Annotated in this window: 15 protein-coding genes; 7 read left to right on the forward strand and 8 right to left on the reverse strand. The window is 50.9% G+C overall.

Going from position 1 to position 17,574, the window contains the following annotated elements; genetic code table 11:
• Nucleotides 1–23: 23 nt before the first annotated feature.
• The 4 genes from GL2_RS12965 to purM all read right to left on the reverse strand — a co-directional run bounded on the left by GL2_RS12965 (nucleotide 24) and on the right by purM (nucleotide 4,186).
• Nucleotides 24–1,418 carry an outer membrane protein transport protein gene (locus tag GL2_RS12965; protein ID WP_143731064.1) on the reverse strand — a complete coding sequence of 465 codons (1,395 nt, stop codon included), beginning with the start codon at nucleotides 1,416–1,418 and terminating at the stop codon, nucleotides 24–26.
• A gap of 247 nt (nucleotides 1,419–1,665) precedes the next feature.
• Nucleotides 1,666–2,370, reverse strand: a complete 705-nt coding sequence (locus GL2_RS12970; protein WP_143731065.1) for a DUF3108 domain-containing protein — start codon at nucleotides 2,368–2,370, stop codon at nucleotides 1,666–1,668.
• Nucleotides 2,371–2,471: 101 nt separating this feature from the next.
• Nucleotides 2,472–3,125 (reverse strand): phosphoribosylglycinamide formyltransferase, encoded by a 654-nt coding sequence (purN, locus tag GL2_RS12975; RefSeq protein ID WP_143731066.1) that lies wholly within the window; start codon nucleotides 3,123–3,125, stop codon nucleotides 2,472–2,474.
• On the reverse strand, nucleotides 3,125–4,186 hold the full coding sequence (purM, locus tag GL2_RS12980; protein ID WP_143731067.1) for a phosphoribosylformylglycinamidine cyclo-ligase: 1,062 nt from the start codon (nucleotides 4,184–4,186) through the stop codon (nucleotides 3,125–3,127). The genes purN and purM overlap by 1 nt, the downstream gene beginning before the upstream one ends.
• A 276-nt stretch (nucleotides 4,187–4,462) precedes the next feature.
• Here purM and GL2_RS12985 point away from each other — a divergent pair, with 276 nt between their 5' ends.
• The 4 genes from GL2_RS12985 to GL2_RS13000 all read left to right on the forward strand — a co-directional run bounded on the left by GL2_RS12985 (nucleotide 4,463) and on the right by GL2_RS13000 (nucleotide 9,833).
• The gene (locus tag GL2_RS12985) at nucleotides 4,463–5,560 is read left to right on the forward strand and encodes a DUF2066 domain-containing protein (RefSeq protein WP_143731068.1); all 1,098 of its coding nucleotides are present in this window, start codon (nucleotides 4,463–4,465) and stop codon (nucleotides 5,558–5,560) included.
• Nucleotide 5,561: 1 nt separating this feature from the next.
• Nucleotides 5,562–6,275, forward strand: coding sequence for a DnaA regulatory inactivator Hda (hda, locus tag GL2_RS12990; RefSeq protein WP_143731069.1), 714 nt, complete (start codon nucleotides 5,562–5,564; stop codon nucleotides 6,273–6,275).
• 223 nt (nucleotides 6,276–6,498) lie between these two features.
• Complete coding sequence (locus GL2_RS12995; protein ID WP_143731070.1) at nucleotides 6,499–7,434, forward strand: universal stress protein; 936 nt, start codon at nucleotides 6,499–6,501, stop codon at nucleotides 7,432–7,434.
• A gap of 581 nt (nucleotides 7,435–8,015) precedes the next feature.
• The gene (locus GL2_RS13000; protein WP_143731071.1) at nucleotides 8,016–9,833 is read left to right on the forward strand and encodes a DUF885 family protein; all 1,818 of its coding nucleotides are present in this window, start codon (nucleotides 8,016–8,018) and stop codon (nucleotides 9,831–9,833) included.
• A gap of 83 nt (nucleotides 9,834–9,916) precedes the next feature.
• Here GL2_RS13000 and GL2_RS13005 read toward each other — a convergent pair whose 3' ends face one another.
• The gene (locus GL2_RS13005; protein WP_143731072.1) at nucleotides 9,917–11,788 is read right to left on the reverse strand and encodes a DUF885 family protein; all 1,872 of its coding nucleotides are present in this window, start codon (nucleotides 11,786–11,788) and stop codon (nucleotides 9,917–9,919) included.
• 244 nt (nucleotides 11,789–12,032) lie between these two features.
• A complete protein-coding gene (locus GL2_RS13010; protein WP_143731073.1) occupies nucleotides 12,033–12,614 on the reverse strand; it encodes a superoxide dismutase in 582 nt (193 codons plus the stop codon).
• Between the two features lie 329 nt (nucleotides 12,615–12,943).
• Between GL2_RS13010 and GL2_RS13015 the strand changes: the two genes are divergently transcribed.
• Both GL2_RS13015 and GL2_RS13020 read left to right on the forward strand, forming a co-directional pair.
• Nucleotides 12,944–13,699: a hypothetical protein gene (locus tag GL2_RS13015; protein WP_143731074.1), complete on the forward strand. Its 756-nt coding sequence runs from the start codon at nucleotides 12,944–12,946 to the stop codon at nucleotides 13,697–13,699.
• 149 nt (nucleotides 13,700–13,848) lie between these two features.
• Nucleotides 13,849–15,357 (forward strand): fumarate hydratase, encoded by a 1,509-nt coding sequence (locus GL2_RS13020; protein ID WP_143731075.1) that lies wholly within the window; start codon nucleotides 13,849–13,851, stop codon nucleotides 15,355–15,357.
• A 57-nt stretch (nucleotides 15,358–15,414) separates the two neighbouring features.
• Here the strand turns inward: GL2_RS13020 and GL2_RS22375 are convergent, their stop codons facing one another.
• Entirely contained in the window at nucleotides 15,415–15,615 is a 201-nt protein-coding gene (locus tag GL2_RS22375; protein ID WP_197736451.1) for a DUF3955 domain-containing protein, read from the reverse strand.
• Nucleotides 15,616–15,827: 212 nt separating this feature from the next.
• Complete coding sequence (locus tag GL2_RS13030; protein ID WP_143731076.1) at nucleotides 15,828–16,745, reverse strand: LysR substrate-binding domain-containing protein; 918 nt, start codon at nucleotides 16,743–16,745, stop codon at nucleotides 15,828–15,830.
• A gap of 121 nt (nucleotides 16,746–16,866) precedes the next feature.
• Here GL2_RS13030 and GL2_RS13035 point away from each other — a divergent pair, with 121 nt between their 5' ends.
• The gene (locus GL2_RS13035) at nucleotides 16,867–17,553 is read left to right on the forward strand and encodes a sterol desaturase family protein (RefSeq protein ID WP_143731077.1); all 687 of its coding nucleotides are present in this window, start codon (nucleotides 16,867–16,869) and stop codon (nucleotides 17,551–17,553) included.
• Nucleotides 17,554–17,574: the final 21 nt, after the last annotated feature.

Consider the following 17,574-nt stretch of genomic DNA (forward strand, 5'->3'; position numbering starts at 1 on the left):
TTTTGTCGTGGGGGGCTTACTAATTAGAAGCGATAGTTTATAGCTGCACTGAACAGCCAAGCCTCTGTTTTGGTAGTTCCGCCATCGTAGTAGGTTGGGACTGGGACATCGGTATATTCTTGAATTCTCTCGTCGTCACCCCAAATGTAAGCTATACCGGCATCTACGCTCAGCTTTTCATTATACTGATAGGTTCCGCCAGCGGTGAGCCACTGGCGATCGGTATCGGGAATGGATAGTGTGCGCCAGGTGATAGGGAGGTCCAAGCCAGTAGTTGCAAGGATTTCTTCTTGCTCATGACGATTGAAGCCATCGCGTGCTGCGCCTTGATCGTAGGCATAGCCAAAGCGCACGGTAATATCATCATTGTAGAAATATTCGCCTGCGAGGCTAAAGCGTGAGCCGCTTTTAAAGTTTTCTTCTTTAAGCAGCAAAGGGTTAAATCCTGCGCCAGCGCTTGGGATAAAGGCTTCGAGACGCTCAAACTCTTCCCAGTTGGTCCACATATAGCCAGCTGCAACTGCCCATTGGTTGTCAAAGCGGTGGTAGAAGCCCAGCTCTAAAGTATCCGGCAAGTCTAACGTGAGGTTGCCGCTGGTATCATCGAACGGGGCTGCAGGGGTTGGTGCCAAGTCGGAGCTCACATCCCCCTTGAGCTTAGGGTTGTACTTGGCGTGGTAAGAAATACCGGCGCGGGTTTTGTCACTGATGCGCCACAAGGCACCTAAAGTCCAGCTGACATCCCAGCCGTCGCCTTCTACCTTAAGTACAGAAGCGCCAGAGAGACTTCTGCCTAAGACCGCAGGATTACTGAAGATCGGGTCAAGAGCGAAATCTGTTGGGATATTGGTCTTCAGGGTCGCATCGGCGTACAGGAAATTGATAGAAGCGCCAATGCTAAAGGTGTTATTGATATCGTAAGCGATAGAGGGCTGGATATTGACTGTCAGCAGCTCAGTTTGGTTTGCAATTGCAGTCGCTGGAAAGCTATCGGGAAAGTCAGTCTCAAGGCCAAAGTCTGTATACATGGCCAGGCCCCAGGACCACTCATCGTTGATTGGTGCGGCTAAATAACCGTTGGGGATCCATGCGCTGGTAGCGTAATCGTCGGCATCTGCCCGAACAGTGGTCTGGGTGCCCGGGATTGGCCCGAAATAGGTAACATCGCCGGATACATCGATATTGGGGTCTACGTAAGTAAGACCACCTGAAATAGTGTAGGTATCAAACAGCGCAGAGCCCGCGGGGTTACGCGCGAGGATAGAGGCGTTATCACCAATGGTGTTTTCGGCGGCGAAGGCGCGGCCTAGGCCAGATGCGCTGGTTTCCTGCAGGTAAAATCCTGCTGCCATTGCGCCTTGGGAAACGGAGCCGATTGCTGCGGCCAGAACTGCGTGTCGCAGGTATTTCTTATTCATGAGAGCCCATCTCTAAGTCTGCTGATTACTGAAAACCATAAGCAACATTTGGATAAATGCCGTTACATGGAAGGAAGGCCGTTAGACTTATATAGATACCTTCCGATTTCGTAGCAAATCCCTTGCTGAAAAAGTTTGGCAATAGAGAACTGCCCGAGCAAGGGAAAGGAGTCACTTTATAATGAGAAAGGAGGCAAAAATCCATCAAATGAAGAGATTTTTTTTTGCCTCACGAGGAACTGGTGTTTTATTGGCCTGCGCTGACGTTTTTTCCATTAATGGATAGATTTGTCATGGTGATTTGGTATTTTTTACCATTTTCCTCTCTTTGAACAAGCTTCACTAACGCATAGTTCCACTGGGGGGCAATCCAGACTGTCGTCTCTCTCGCAGAGTCGGCATCCCGAATTCTACGCACTTTAATGGTCTCGATTTCCCCCATCGGGGTATCCAGGATTTCAGTGCCTTCCCGGGCAAAGGTGTATTTACGAATCTTCTTGCCGTCGGCAATTTCGTACTGGAGGTCTTCTTTGCCCGCGGCGACATCCATTGTCAGTTGCAACTGGTAGCTGACCTTATCGAGAATATGTGGAGATACATCTTTCAAATCCCTTTCGGGATTGGAAACATTGAGTACCATGCCCTTGTCCGGCTCAAAATTAAGCACGGTGCCGCGATTACGGCCCAGCCCTTTGCGGCGATATTCGTAATGGTAAGGAGTTATATTGCCGTCCTCGCTGGTAAAGCGGGAGTACTCTTTGATGCTGGCAAATAGGGTGTTGGTGCTGAAATCCAGTCGCCAATTGCCTTGCTGGCCTGTGAGCTCGCGGGTGGCGGTGACGCTGATACCATTGAAGCGCGCAGTATAGGTCGCCTTGAAGGGTTCTAATTGGTTGGCCAGGGTTTGGCCGGTGAGTAGAAAAAGAAACAGAGAGGAAACTAAAAAACGCACGGCTGAGCCCCACTAATACTGAGTCTCCTTGAATATTAGCCGGCGGGACTGGCAAAGTACATTGAAGGACTTTTACCCCGCCAGCTAATAGAGGGATTTAGTCAGCCGGTTACCTGGGCCCCACTGCGTGGCAGAAGCTCTCCATCCAGCCGGGTGCGATCATCCAGCATTTGCAGGCGTTTCTCCGCGAACCAGGTGACAGCCATGGGATATATGAGGTGTTCTTGCACCTGAACCCGTTTTGCCAAGGACTCTACCGTATCTCCCTCGTTTACAGGGACCACGGCCTGGATAATCGGTGGGCCCCCATCGAGTTCCTCGGTGACAAAATGCACAGTAGCACCGTGCTCACTGTCACCGGCATCCAGGGCGCGTTGGTGGGTGTGTAATCCCTGGTATTTTGGCAGCAAGGAGGGATGAATATTAAGTAGGCGGCCACTGTAGTGGCGTACAAATTCAGGCGTCAGGATACGCATGAATCCGGCCAGGACTACCAGATCCGGCTGCTGGTTGTCGATCTCAGTGATCAGTGCGCGGTCGAAATCCTCCCGGCTGGCAAATTCCCGGTGATCGACCACTGAGGTGTTGACACCGGCTTCGGCAGCGCGGGTCAGGCCGTAGGCCGCTGGTTTGTTGCTGATTACCGAACAGACGGAAAAGGGCGCCCCGGCTTTCGCCGAGACGTCCAGTAGTGCCTGTAAGTTACTGCCGCTACCGGAGATCAGCACGACGACTCTGCATACCCCCTGGGACATTACAGGCCTGCCAGCTCAACAGCTTCTGAACCCTCAGAAGCGTCTTCAATACTGCCCACGACAAAGGCTTCTTCACCCAGTTCTTTCAGGGTTGCCAGGGCTTTGTCAGCCTGGTCAGCCGGTACACAAATTACCATGCCGACACCGCAGTTAAAGGTGCGGTACATTTCACGTGCGTCGATGTTGCCCGCGTTCTGCAGCCAGCGGAATACAGCCGGCATTTCCCAGCTGCTGACGTCCACACGTGCAAGGCAGCCCTGGGGCAGTACACGCGGTAGATTTTCCAGCAGGCCACCTCCGGTGATATGACTCAGTGCATTTACCTGGGCGCTCTTCATCAATTGCAGAAGGCTTTTCACATAGATGCGGGTGGGAGCCATCAGGGCCTTGGCTAAGGTTTCACCGCCCAGGTCTTCCTGAAGATCGGCATCGCGGACTTCCAGCACTTTGCGGATCAGTGAGTAGCCGTTGGAGTGTGGGCCGCTGGAAGCTAGGCCGATTAATACGTCGCCACTTTTTACTTTGCTGCCATCAATGATCTCTGACTTTTCTACGACACCGGTGCAGAAACCGGCCAGGTCGTAATCGTCACCTTCATACATGCCCGGCATTTCGGCAGTTTCGCCTCCCACCAGAGCGCAGCCGGCAAGTTCACAGCCTTTGCCTATGCCAGAGACCACTTCTGTCGCGATATCTACATTGAGTTTGCCTGTGGCGTAGTAGTCGAGGAAGAAAAGGGGCTCGGCGCCGGCGACAATTAGGTCGTTGACACACATGGCAACCAGGTCAATACCAATGCTGTCGTGGATCCCAAGGTCCATCGCCAGGCGTAACTTGGTACCCACACCGTCGGTGCCAGAAACCAAAACAGGTTCTTTATAACCAGAGGGCAATTGGCACAAGGCGCCAAATCCGCCCAGGCCACCCATCACTTCCGGGCGGGAAGTGCGTTTGGCCACATGTTTGATACGCTCTACCAGTGCGTTACCCGCGTCGATATCGACACCGGCATCTTTATAAGAGAGGGATGTTTGAGTGGATTGCGGCTTGGAATCGCTCATGATTCTTCCTGCGGTGGGTATTCGAAGGGCGCGTATTCTAGCTGGGTCTTGCCTCGGTAGCCACGCCCAGACGGTATCTCATTAGGCGAATATGGAATTTATCTCCAGGTTAGCCCGTTGAAATACACGAATAGTGAGAACTCGGGGCTGAGAGAAGTCGCTGACGCTGATACAATAGCTCCAATTTTTATCCTAACCGTGGATTTTGGCGTCTTGCGCACCAATAACAATTTCGTGCAAGCTCACGGGGTGGAATGAGGTTTGGAGATAAATCCTATGCACAAGCTGCTCCGGCAGGGATTGGTGTTGCAGTTACTGGCACTGCTTTTCGGTGTCCTAATCCTACCAGTACAGGCTCGAGTAATCTCGGATCTGTACGAAGTGGTCGAAGCTGTGCCCAGTCGTGGCACTACCGACCGCGCTGCTGCGGGTAGCCGAGGCCTCGAGCGGGTATTTGTGCGCGTCACCGGGGATGCCACAGTTGGCAACAATCCCAATCTGAAGTCGCTCTTGCCGAAGGCCCAGCAGTTTGTCCAAGGTTATCGCTACACCAGCGAGAACAATCAGCTGTATCTCCACCTTTCTTTTGATCCCCAGGCTGTTTCCAGGCAGGTTCACCAGCTGGGTTTACCGATGTGGCCCAACAATCGCCCTGGCACTTTGATCTGGCTGGCAGTGGACACTCTTCAGGATGGTCGCAGTATTCTTCGGGAAGAGGATGCCCCGGAACTTTTCTCCGTACTTGAGGCGATGGCGATAGAGCGCGGTGTTCCCCTGGATTTCCCAGTTATGGATCTTAATGATCAGCGTAACATGCCCGTGGGCTCGCTTTGGGCCCAGGATGAGGCGGCTGCGGAGCGGGCAGGTCTGCGCTACAGCCCCGATGCCACCCTGATGGGGCGTTTATTACAGGCCTCCGGTCGCCGCTGGCAGGCGGACTGGCTGTTGATACATGGCGGCCGCAGCTATGCATTTGATAGTAATGGCGGTTCTTTGGAAGAGGTTGCTCTGCGTGGGGTTAACTACATGGCTAACCTGTTAGCCCAACGCTATGCAGTGCGGCCGGAAGGGCAGGACTCTGAAGCGGGGGCGGTTATTGTGGAGCTGTCCGGTGTGAGTAGTTTTGCTGACTATTCCGAGGCTTCAACTTATCTGCAGGGGTTGGCCCAGGTGAGTAGTGCACAGTTGCTATCCGTAGAGGGTGATCAGATGCGTCTGGCATTGGTTTCTTCCGTGGGATTGCGCAACCTGCGCGATGCCCTTGCGCTGAATCATAAATTGCGGGCACAGGGTGACGGGGATGCCATTGACTTGAATGGAAACCGGGCACCACTGGGCAGCGTTGATAATCCGTTGCGTTATCGCTGGGACTGAGATGAGTATTCCGCAACAGTTGCCGTTGGGTGTCTCCCTGCGGGATGATGCCACTTTCGATAACTTCTACCTGTCCGAGTTAGACCCTAACCGCCAGGTTGTTGCCTTGTTGCAGTCATTCGCCAGTGGGCAAAATCCTGAATCGGCTGTTTATATTTGGGGGGATGCCGGTAGCGGTGTCAGTCACCTGTTGCAGTCAGCTTGCCAAAGTGCTGAGGCCAATGGTCGCACTTTCCAATACCTGCCCATGGCCGAGCTGATGGCAATGGACCCCGCGGTTATCCTTGATGGTCTGGAGCAGTTGGACCTGGTTTGTATTGATGATCTGCACCTATTGGAGGGGCAGTCGCAATGGCAGACAGCTATGTTTCACCTGTACAACCGAGTCCGGGATAGCGGCAGGCAGCTTCTGCTTGGGTCGCGTAAGTCGCCCCGCGGGATGGATATAGCCCTTGCAGACCTGCAATCTCGCCTTCAGTGGGCTCTGGTATTCCAGCTCCAGCCCATGAACGATAAAGACAAAGTTGCCGCTTTGCGCAGGCGCAGCCGTTTGCGAGGTTTTGACTTGCCTGAGGATGTAGCACAGTACATTTTGCACCGCGCACCGAGGGACACCCGGGCACTATTTTTATGTCTGGAACAGCTGGACAGGGCTTCCCTGATGGCCCAGCGTAAAATCACTATCCCCTTCGTAAAGCAGGTGCTGGATATTTAGCTGGAAGGACAACCCCGCCCGGCGCCATGCCGCGCCGGCTGTCTCTCCTTGAATTGATTTCAGCTGCCTGTTCCTTGCTTCCTACCCTTATGGGCGCTCGTCCGTATATGTTTTTCCTTTGAATTTTCCTCCGGCCACAGTATCAAGTGGTGACGGCCTTAGGGTTCGTGTGTGAATTGTTGCCTTTGCTTACTTCCAAGGCTCATAGTCCGAGGAGAGTGATATGCCAAATGTTCATAGAATCCTCTATGTGAGCCACGCTGCCGAAGATGAAAGTAGCGGTTTGTTACAGGCATTTGCCGTTGCCCGTAACAATCATGCGGAAATCAAGGTGCTACTGGTTTGCCCGGCGGTACCTGAGGGCTTTGAGGAATTCAGTGAACTGTGTGAAGAAGCCATGCTTGAGCGGGTGAGGGGGGAGATTGATTCCGCTCAGGAGCGAATGAACCTGCCCAGGGACCAGCTCAAGTTGGAAATTGAGTCTGACTGCGGTCCTCGTCCGGCTGAGCGGGTGATCCGCCGGGTCCTGACCGGTGGTTATGATCTGGTGATCAAAAATGTGGAGGGCCGCACCCAACGTAAAGGCTTTAAAGCCATTGACATGGAGCTGCTGCGTAAGTGCCCCTGCCCGGTGTGGTTATGCCGACCGATAGAGCGAACCCACACCGAAATTCGGGTGGCGGTAGCAATTGACCCCGACTGTGGAGAAGCCAGCACGTATGATCTGGCAATTCGCCTGTTGCGATGGTCTCGGGTACTGGCCGACAGCTGTAGCGGTACCCTGCATGTAATTTCCTGCTGGGATTACGATGTGGATGAGTACCTGCGTCGCCATTTTCCCCTGAGTGCCTCTGAAGAGGAATTGGATCGAGCCACTGAGGCGGCACGTGCCCAACATCGTTCAAAACTGGATGTTCTGATCCGGGCGGCGGGTATCGGCGGTGATATGCAGGTCCATCATGTAATTGCCCACCCGGATAATTATATTCCGCTGCTGATCGATGAAGAGCAGCTCGATTTACTGGTGATGGGAACCATTGGGCGTACGGGAATTCCCGGGTTTATTATGGGCAATACTGCAGAGAATATTTTACAGAAAGTCGGTTGCTCGCTTCTTGCTTTAAAGCCCAGTGATTTTGAGTCCCCCATCAAGGTTTAATAACAAGCGAATCGTGCATGTGAGTGCATATTAAATGCAATGAGAATGTCTCTTAAAAATCACCTGAATACTATTTTAACTTTATTCGATAATTTTCCCCATTTATGAATGGCCATATTATTAAGTTCCATCAATTACGGCTCGGTTACTTATTTTTTTGAATGCATATTTAATTTAACAAATTTTATATAAGAACTAGTGCCCTAATTTTTCGGACTGGCTGAGCTGGAATTTGATATTTGGTGACTTTGGGGTTAGGGATAACAACTGAAGATGAATTGAGAAAACCTGAGTTATTCATAAAGCTCACAGTGTGGCATAGACGAATGATCCTTATTTCTAGTCATTGTAAATACTTAAACAAAGGTCGGGTAGCTTGGAGGATTAGATTGTTACTTGGTACCAATTAATTTTTTTTTCACACTAAGGAGTTGCCAGAAGGTTGTAGTTTTCTTTTGAATCCTCTGGAATTTGCATTTTGTCGCTTAACTCAACTAGTTCGGCGCACCCTAAAGGCTGGATGCTTGTACCTTGCTTGGTGATAGAGTGAGAATGGGGGTACAAATTTGGAGGAACTGATAATGATAAAAAGGATAGCTAAATGGTTTGGCGGGATACTATTACTCGGAGTTGTGGCAGTTTCAGTCTTTGCTGTCAATGCGATCTATTTTAAACCTTGGTCCATCAATGTGTATTTCGAGCGCGCCTTTATCAAGCTCGGTAGTACCAGTCCGGAAATTCTCTCGCAGCTACGGATATTAGAGCAATTTGGAATTGATGGACACAATGCCCGTCTGGATGATGTCTCTGAAGAAGAGCAGCAACGCCAGATGAAAATGATTAAGGATGAGCTTGCAGTGTTGCACGAGTATGATCGTGAGGCACTCAATGGGCAGAAGGCAATTTCCTATGATGTGTTCGCCCACTTTCTAGGCAACATGGTGGAGGGGGAGCGGTGGAAGTATCATAATTATCCGCTTAACCAGATGTTTGGTGTACAAAACAGCCTGCCGGAATTTCTTGCTGAGGTGCACCAGATCAATAATATCAAGGAAGCCGACTATTACCTCTCCCGCCTGAGTGAAGTCGATAGAAAATTTTCCCAGGTACTTGATGGGCTCAGGATTCGAGAGCAGACAAAAATCTTGCCACCTCGCTTTGTTATCGACAGCGTATTAGAGGAAATGAGAGGCTTCATCTCCGCTCCCCCTCATGAAAATATACTCTATACCTCTCTGCAGGAGCGTTTGGATAAAATTGATGCGCTACCGGATCAGGAACGCACGCGTATTTTGGGTAGGGGTGAGGCCTTGATTGATGCAGAAGTTTACCCTGCATACAGGAGCCTGATTGCCTATTACAGGGAGTTGCAACCCATGGTCTATGAAAATAATGGGGTCTGGGCATTACCGGATGGCGATGAATTTTATGCCTACCAGGTCCGTAGTCATACTACTACGGACTTGGCGCCCTCAGAACTGCACCGTATTGGTCTAGAAGAAGTGGCGCGTATAGAGGGGGAGATGAATCGGATTTTTGCCTCTGTTGGCCAGGATAGCGGCAGTATTAGTGTGCGTTTTGCAGGTATTAATAATGACCCTCAATTTCTCTATGAAGACTCTGATCAGGGCCGCGAGCAAATCATTGCAGACTATCAGGCAATGATTGATGAGGTGAATGCCGGCCTGGGGGATTACTTTGATATAAAACCGGCAATGGGTGTTGAGGTTCGGCGCGTGCCTGAATTTAAGGAGCAAGGTGCTCCAGGCGCTTACTATAATCCCCCTGCCATGGATGGTTCTCGTCCCGGTGTGTTTTACGCAAACCTGCGCGATGTACACGAGACGAAAAAATTTGGAATGCGCACTCTGGCCTATCACGAGGCGGTTCCCGGTCATCACTTTCAATTGGCGATTGCCCAGGAATTAAAGGGTGTGCCTACTTTCCGAAAAATGGGGTTGTTTACAGCATACGCTGAAGGCTGGGCCCTCTATGCGGAGCAGGTAGCTAAGGAGGCCGGCTTCCAGGAGAACCCCTATGATGACCTGGGGCGTTTGCAGGCTGAAATGTTTCGTGCCGTGCGTTTGGTTGTGGATACCGGTTTGCACTACAAGCGCTGGAGCCGTGAAGAAGCCATTGAATATATGGTGGAAAAAACTGGCATGACGGAAACTGAGGTCACTACCGAGATTGAACGCTATCTGGTAATGCCGGGTCAGGCACTGGCTTATAAAGCCGGGATGTTAAAGATTCTGGAACTACGTGAGAAAGCGAAAGGAAAATTAGGTGGAGCGTTTGATATTCGACAATTCCATAATTTGGTTTTGACTAATGGCGCACTGCCATTAGCTGTGCTGGAGCAGCAGGTGGATAGCTGGATTGCTGCTAAAAAGGGATAAATATTATTTGTTTCCCTGATAAAAAAGGCCGCCCAACAGGGCGGCCTTTTTTGGTTTTACAGAAGCTGCTTTTCAGAACGCAATTAGCTATTTGCTTTCACTTTAGCGACCCACTCATTCACGAGCTGTTCCAGTACATCGAGGGGGACTGCACCGTTAGCCAGGATAGTATCGTGGAAGCCGCGAACATCGAATTTGTCCCCAAGCTCCGCTTTGGACTTCTCGCGCAATTCGACAATTTTCAACATGCCGATCTTGTAAGCGGTTGCCTGACCGGGCATGACGATATAGCGCTCAATGGCTTTAACCACATCACCTTTAGGATTTGGGGTGTTTTCTACCAGGTAGTTGATAGCATCTTCACGGGTCCATTTCTTAGCGTGGAGACCGGTATCCACTACCAGGCGACCTGCACGCCATAGTTCCATAGCCAGGCGACCAAAGTCGGAGTAGGGGTCTTCATAGAAACCCAGCTCTTTAGGCACCAGTTCAGAGTACAGGCCCCAGCCTTCGGTGTAAGCGGTATAGCCGCCGTATTTACGGAACTTGGGAATGCCTTGTAGTTCCTGGGCGATGGAAAGCTGCATATGATGGCCAGGTATGCCTTCATGGTAAGCCAGTGCTTCCATTTGGTAGGAGGGCATATCTTCCATGTTATAGAGGTTGGCGTAGTAAATGCCAGGGCGGGAGCCGTCTGGAGCCGGGCGCTGATAGAAGGCCTTCCCTGCGGATTTTTCGCGGAAGGGTTCCACTGCCCTTACATCCAGGTCTGCCTTGGGCTTGGTGATAAACAGCTCATCCAGGCGACCCTTCATGGTATCGATAATAGCGGTGGCCTTTTCCAGGTACTCCGCCTTACCTTCCTCGGAAGTGGGGTAATAGAACTGCTTGTCAGTACGCATGAACTCGAAGAATTCCTGCAGGTTACCTTCAAACTCTACCTTACGCATGATCTCGCGCATTTCGTCGTGGATACGCGCAACTTCTTTGAGGCCGGTTTGATGGATCTCGTCGGCGGTCATATCTGTGGTGGTATATACACCCAGGCGGAATTTGTAGAAGTCATCACCGTCTGCCAGCTTCCAGGCGCCGTCATCGGTGGTGGCTTTTTTCTCAAGTTCCTGCAGGTAGCTGATCAGCTTTTCGTAGGCGGGCCCCGCGCTCTTTGTCAGCGCAGAGCTGGCTTTGCTGATTAGCGCTTTTTTCTGCTCTTTGGTGATTTCCAGCTTTTCCACTTTGCCTTTGAAATCTGCAAACAGCGGGCTGTCTTTCTCAGCGTCAAAAGGCGCACCGCTGATCAAATTGCGAGAATCGCTAATTACGTAAGGAAATACGAATTTCGGCACAATAGTGCCAGCTTCGGCATTTGCCTTGAGGTTCTCTTCCAGTTGAGAGAAGTATTTCGGCATTGCATTCAAGCGAGCGATGTAAGCCTCAGCATCACTCACGTCGTCAATGCGATGCTGGCTGATCAGCAGTGAGGCCGCACTTGTGTGAGTGGCATACATTTGGTTAACAGGGTAGTAGTGGTTACGCCACTTATAGCCCTCGATATCCTGTTCCAGGTTGCGCTTAGCCAGGCTCAGGCTCAAGCGGGTGGCTTCATCCAATGTAGAGGGATCAATTTTTTTCAACTCGGCCAATTGTCGCTTGTCGATCTCCAGGGTTTCTTTGGCGAACTCCGGGGAGAGGTCGTCCCATTTATCGTAATCTTCTTTTTTACCCAGGAACGTTTTGTATTCGGGGCTGCGGGAAAGATGCTCCTGGAAAAAGTCCTCGAACATCTGGTTGACACGCTTGATGGCTTCCTGGCTCACCTTGCTGGAGCTATCTTGAGTGGCTGTGCTTTCTGAGGCAGTGACGCTTTGCTCGCTTGCGTTTGGGGCGTTGCGGTCACAGCCGCTGATAACAAGAGCGCTTATGGCGGCCGCGATCAGGGTTGGTTTCAACTTCATGAGTAGTTTCCCAGTATTCGGATAATCGATGCTACATTGTGCCACTCAAGTGGCATTCTCTAGGTTTTCATTGCTGCGCAAATCGCACTTTGTGCAGTTTCCGAAGCGCATATCAGCAGGTATTGTGCGCACTTGTGCGGCTTTTGGCCAGGGGCAGTATTTTAGTAGGTAAAAATCAGGGATCTCTCTGTCCCTAAAATAAAAAAAAGCGGGCACCGGGCCCGCTTTTTTACAGTACTCGCAATTACGCGAAGTTCTGGTTTACGAAGTCCCAGTTTACCAGGCTCCAGAAAGCTTCCATGTACTTCGGACGCAGGTTGCGGTAATCGATGTAATAAGCATGTTCCCACACATCGCAGGTCAGTAGCGGAGTAACACCTTCCTCGGTCAGCGGGGTGGCTGCGTTAGAGGTGTTTACGATAGCGACCGAACCGTCAGCTTTTTTTACCAGCCAAGTCCATCCAGAGCCGAAGTTGTTCACCGCGCTGGTGGTGAACTCTTCCTTGAACTTGTCAAAGCTACCGAAAGCCGCATTGATGGCTTCGGCAATCGCGCCAGAAGCTTCGCCACCGCCGTTGGGGCTCAGGCAGTTCCAGTAGAATGTGTGGTTCCATACCTGGGCGGCATTGTTGAATACGCCACCGGAAGAGGATTTGATAACTTCTTCCAGGGATTTGTCGGCATCAGCGGTGCCTGCTAACAGGCCATTCAGCTTATCTACGTAAGTTTTGTGGTGTTTGCCGTAATGGTACTCCAGAGTCTCCTCGGAGATGTGTGGGGCCAGGGCATTCATCGCGTAGGGGAGTTCGGGCAACTCGAAAGCCATGGTGTCTTCCTTCCTTTGTTTTGGGGTTATTGGTGAGAGCATTCTACACGCGCCGCATGCGAGAATTAAGCCGGCGCAATGGAATAGGGGAATTTGGGACGATTTCCTCGAACTCAAGGGGGCGTGTGTGGATAGCAGTGTGCGACTGTCGTCTATTCTTACCAGTGGCCGCTTACTTTTTCGTCAGTTTTTGGTATAAATGCCGCAGAATTCGACGAATCTGTTTCGGTTTCATTGTCCGATAGCATTGGATTCACCGACGCTTGGCCGGACAGTAAGAACTGGCCAGTATCGAACTCACCAGATTTAGTTACCGGGTGTATTAATACATGCAACGCAGAGAGCCCACATTGGACGGCAGCGCCGCCATTGAACCAACACTGGACCCCAGGTCACGGGAGCAGAGTGAGCCAGCGGCAGAACCGCAGGTGATTGTTGAGGAGCGCCGTGGAGGCTTCTCCTTTCTCGGCTTGTGTGCGCTGGTCCTCGCCATGGGCGGACTTGCTGCCTCTGGCTTTCTCTATCAGCAGTGGCAGGAGGGCCGTACTCAGCTAGTTAATGCCGAGAACCGCATCGCGGATGCCGAGAATCGCATTGCCGAGCTGGAGAAGCGCTTTAGTCTTTCCGATGAGGAGTCTACCGCTTCTGTCGAGGTGTTGAACGCGAAAGCCAAAGAAAACTCTGCAGAGATCCGCAAGCTCTGGGGTGTCGCCTACGATACTAATCGCAAGGGTATCAGCGCGAACAAGGCCGCCTCAGCAGCCAACAAAAAGCAGGTTGCTGCTTTAAGCGCCAAGTTGAATGGCCTGAATGCCAGTGTGAAGAAAATTGCCTCAGTAGAATCTGCATTAGCTGAGCTGCGAAAGGGCAATACAGAAAGTAAACGCGAGATGACCGATAAAATCTCGAGCCTGGAGCGCCAACTGGCCTCTGTACGCAGTGACCTGACTCTACGTGTTGGTGCCAATGAGGAAGCTGTGGAATCTATCGATGCCTATCGCCGCTCGGTAAACAAGGACCTGGTACAGCTGCGCGATGCAATTCGCTCCCTGCAGTCCAGTGAGCCGACCGCTGCCTCCATGTGAGTCCAGAGAGACCTCGAACAGGGCGAGCCAAGTGCTCGCCTTTTTTTTTGCTCCATATTCAATAGGGCCCACTGCCGAATCAATTACCGGCCAATAACCCTACATTTCGTGTAGAATCGCCGGCCTTGAGACGTTAATCGGAGTTGGGTATGACCACTATCCGCCAGGATGATCTGATCGATAGCGTGGCCGACGCGCTGCAATTTATCTCCTACTACCACCCACAGGACTTCATTCAGGCCCTGAACAAGGCTTATGAGAAAGAGGTCAACCCGGCGGCCAAGGACGCCATGGCACAGATACTGATCAACTCACGTATGTGTGCGGAGGGCCATCGCCCCATCTGTCAGGACACGGGCATTGTAACCGTGAAGCTGAAAGTGGGTATGAATGTGCGCTGGGATGCGGAGATGAGTGTCACCGATATGGTGAACGAAGGTGTGCGCTGCGCCTACAAAAATGCCAGTAATGTGTTGCGCGCTTCTATCCTGGAGGATCCAGATGGCGCCCGTAAAAATACCGGCGATAATACCCCGGCGGTCATTCATTACGAGATTGTGGCTGGTGATACCGTTGAGGTTTATGTGGCAGCTAAAGGTGGTGGCAGTGAGGCCAAGACCAAATTTGCCATGCTGAACCCTTCTGATTCTGTAGTGGACTGGGTGCTGAAGATGGTGCCGCAGATGGGCGCCGGCTGGTGTCCGCCGGGTATGCTGGGTATCGGCATTGGCGGTACCGCAGAAAAAGCAATGCTGCTGGCCAAGGAATCCCTGCTCGACCCTATCGATATCCAGGAATTGCAGGAGCGCGGAGCCTCCAATCGTGCTGAAGAGCTGCGCCTGGAATTGTATGATTCAGTCAACAAGCTGGGTATTGGCGCCCAGGGATTGGGCGGATTGACCACAGTTCTGGATATTAAGATCAAGGACTACCCAACCCACGCAGCCAATAAGGCTGTGGCTATTATCCCCAACTGTGCCGCGACCCGTCACACTCACTTCACCCTGGATGGCTCCGGCGCTGCACGCCAGACGCCCCCGAAACTGGAGGACTGGCCGGAGATCACCCGTGAAGCTGGCAGCAACACCCGCCGGGTAAATCTGGATACAGTCACTGCGGAAGATGTACAGAGCTGGCAACCCGGTGAAACCCTGTTGTTGAACGGCAAGATGCTTACCGGTCGCGATGCCGCCCATAAGAAAATGGTGGATATCCTTGCGAAGGGCGAGAAGCTGCCTGTGGATCTCATGGGACGCTTTATTTACTACGTGGGTCCGGTAGATCCGGTGCGTGATGAAGTTGTTGGTCCCGCGGGTCCGACTACCGCTACACGTATGGATAAATTCACCCGTACCATGCTGGAAGAAACCGGCCTGCAGGGCATGATCGGTAAAGCCGAGCGTGGTCCCATGGCAATCGAAGCGATCCGCGACAATAAAGCGGTGTACCTGATGGCTGTGGGTGGCGCTGCTTATCTGGTGGCCCAGGCAATCAAGGCCTCCAAGGTTGTTGCATTCCCAGAGCTGGGCATGGAAGCAATCTACGAGTTTGATGTGGAAGATATGCCGGTTACTGTGGCTGTGGATAGCCAGGGTGAGTCGGTACACACCACCGGGCCATTGATCTGGAAGGCCAAGATTGAGGAAGGCGCCGTTTAATAACGGTTACAGTGTAAAAGGCCGGCCTGAAAGGTACCCGGCCTTTTTTAAGTGATTTTATCGTGTGTTATGGCGTTTACGGCGAACAAGACCGGTCACCGCCATAATGATCCCAACAATAAGTAGCAAAAAGCCTAACGGTAGTAATGCAAATGGTTCATGTAAAGTCCCGTCTGAATCCACATTGCTGCCAATGAGCCGAAAGGCGAGAAGGGAAAGCCCCCCAAGAAAAATAAGTAACCCTCCAAGCTTAAGCAAAATTTCCCCTTTAAACTTACTATCTACTATTAATCTGACAGTAAAATAGACGAATACTCATCGATTCCACTGTTCCACGCTAATGTTTGGTGCAGATATGTGAACCAACTGGTATTTCACAGACTCACACCGGTATAAGGCCGAGGGAGGGCACGCTTTGGGTGTTTAACTCGTTAATTAGCCGAGCTAATATTAATCGTTATCCCGGTATCCTACCTTCCCAGAACTGGATAAAGCTCCATAATTTTCTCCCTTACCCAGTGATGAGCAGGATTTGTAGTCTGCGACTTGTGCCAGGTCAACTGCAACAAGACCTTTGGGAATGCCATTGGCAGCTTAAGCGTACGTATCGGAAGCTTTTTATAATAGGCTGAATTCATCATTCTTGCTGGTACAACACCAATCAAGTCGGTAGTGGATACGACATGGGGGAAAGTCGAGAGGTGCGGGACCCGTAAACAAATATTGCGCTGTAATTTTTTGGGTCTGGCAAGTCTCTCCATTGGCGAGCCCAAAGGGTTTCCCCTCAATAGGGACACTTGTGGCAACGACTGGAAGTTCTTTTCGCTGATTGTATTACCTACTCTTTTATTATCTTTGCCGACAATAATTACAAGCTCTTCTTCAGCGAGCGGCTGGTTAACATAGTTGGGAGAATCGACAGGTAAATAGTCAATAATCAGGTCCACCTCCCCATTGCTCACCATTCGAGCTGCCATTTCGGACTCGTCGGGTAGTACAGTAAGCCTGATGCCGGGTGCATATTCTCGCAGCCATTCGCAGAGGCCGGGAATCATCAGGGTTTCCACCACATCCGGCATAACGATGGAAAATTCCTGCTCCGCCTTTCGGTAATCAAAAGGCGTTTGCTGAAAGCCGGAACGCACAGTATTGAGTGCCTGATGAATAGAAGGATGCAATACGAGTGCGCGTTCAGTAGGGCGCAATCCTTTTGCGGTCCGTATAAAAAGTTCATCTTCATAAGTAGCTCTCAACCGTTTGAGAGCGGCACTGACGGCGGGTTGGCTCATATGAAGTTTGACTGCAGCTCTGGTTAGATTTCGCTCAATCATGAGCGCATCGAATACCGGGAGCAGATTTAAATCCAGCGACCTAAGATGTGTTGACATTATCAGCCTGGAGAATAATGTATTTAATAATTATTTATTAGACGTCACATAATGTCCCTAATTATATTGGGCGTCAATAGCTTGAAAACACCTTAATCACTAAAAAATATAGAGGTGAGATATGTTGATCACACATGATACGGCTGCTTTTAGAAAACAATATAGGGCCTATGTCCAGCGCCGCTATAATGGCTGGCTTCATTTGGGAAGTGTTCTATTGATCAGCCTGACGGTTGCGGCCTACTGTATTTTACAGATCAGGGGTCTAAAGGGGAGTGAGCTTCTGGTAATTCCACTGGGAATTCTTGTCTACAACGCTGTAGAGTATGCCAGTCACCGCTGGGCCGGTCACAAAAAGCTGAAACTGACTAGTTTATTTTATAAACGACATACTGGTGATCATCACAGTTTCTTTTCTGCACCACTATTGTCTTTTGAGTCAACTCGGGATTGGCGAATAGTACTGTTCCCAACGTACTTAACAGCTTTTATCGCCTTCTTTCTGGCGCCGCTTTGTGGTTTCTTCCTAACCTGGGTGGTTTCTGAAAATATGGGATTTATCATGGCGGCAACCATGATATTAAATCACCTGGCTTATGAGCTTTTACATGTTGGATACCATCAACCTGAAGGACACTGGTTTCATAAAGTGCCGGTGTTTCGTGAATTGGCTCATTTGCATAGAATCCATCATCATCGAAAATTAATGAAGACACATAATTTCAATTTGACCTTTCCCTTGTTTGATATTTTATTAGGCACCTTCCATTGGGAGCCATTGGGCACCTTTGACGATTTTCGTGATTAATACGTTTTTTTTAAATCGGCT

It is taken from the genome of Microbulbifer sp. GL-2 (genome assembly GCF_007183175.1).
GTDB lineage: Bacteria > Pseudomonadota > Gammaproteobacteria > Pseudomonadales > Cellvibrionaceae > Microbulbifer.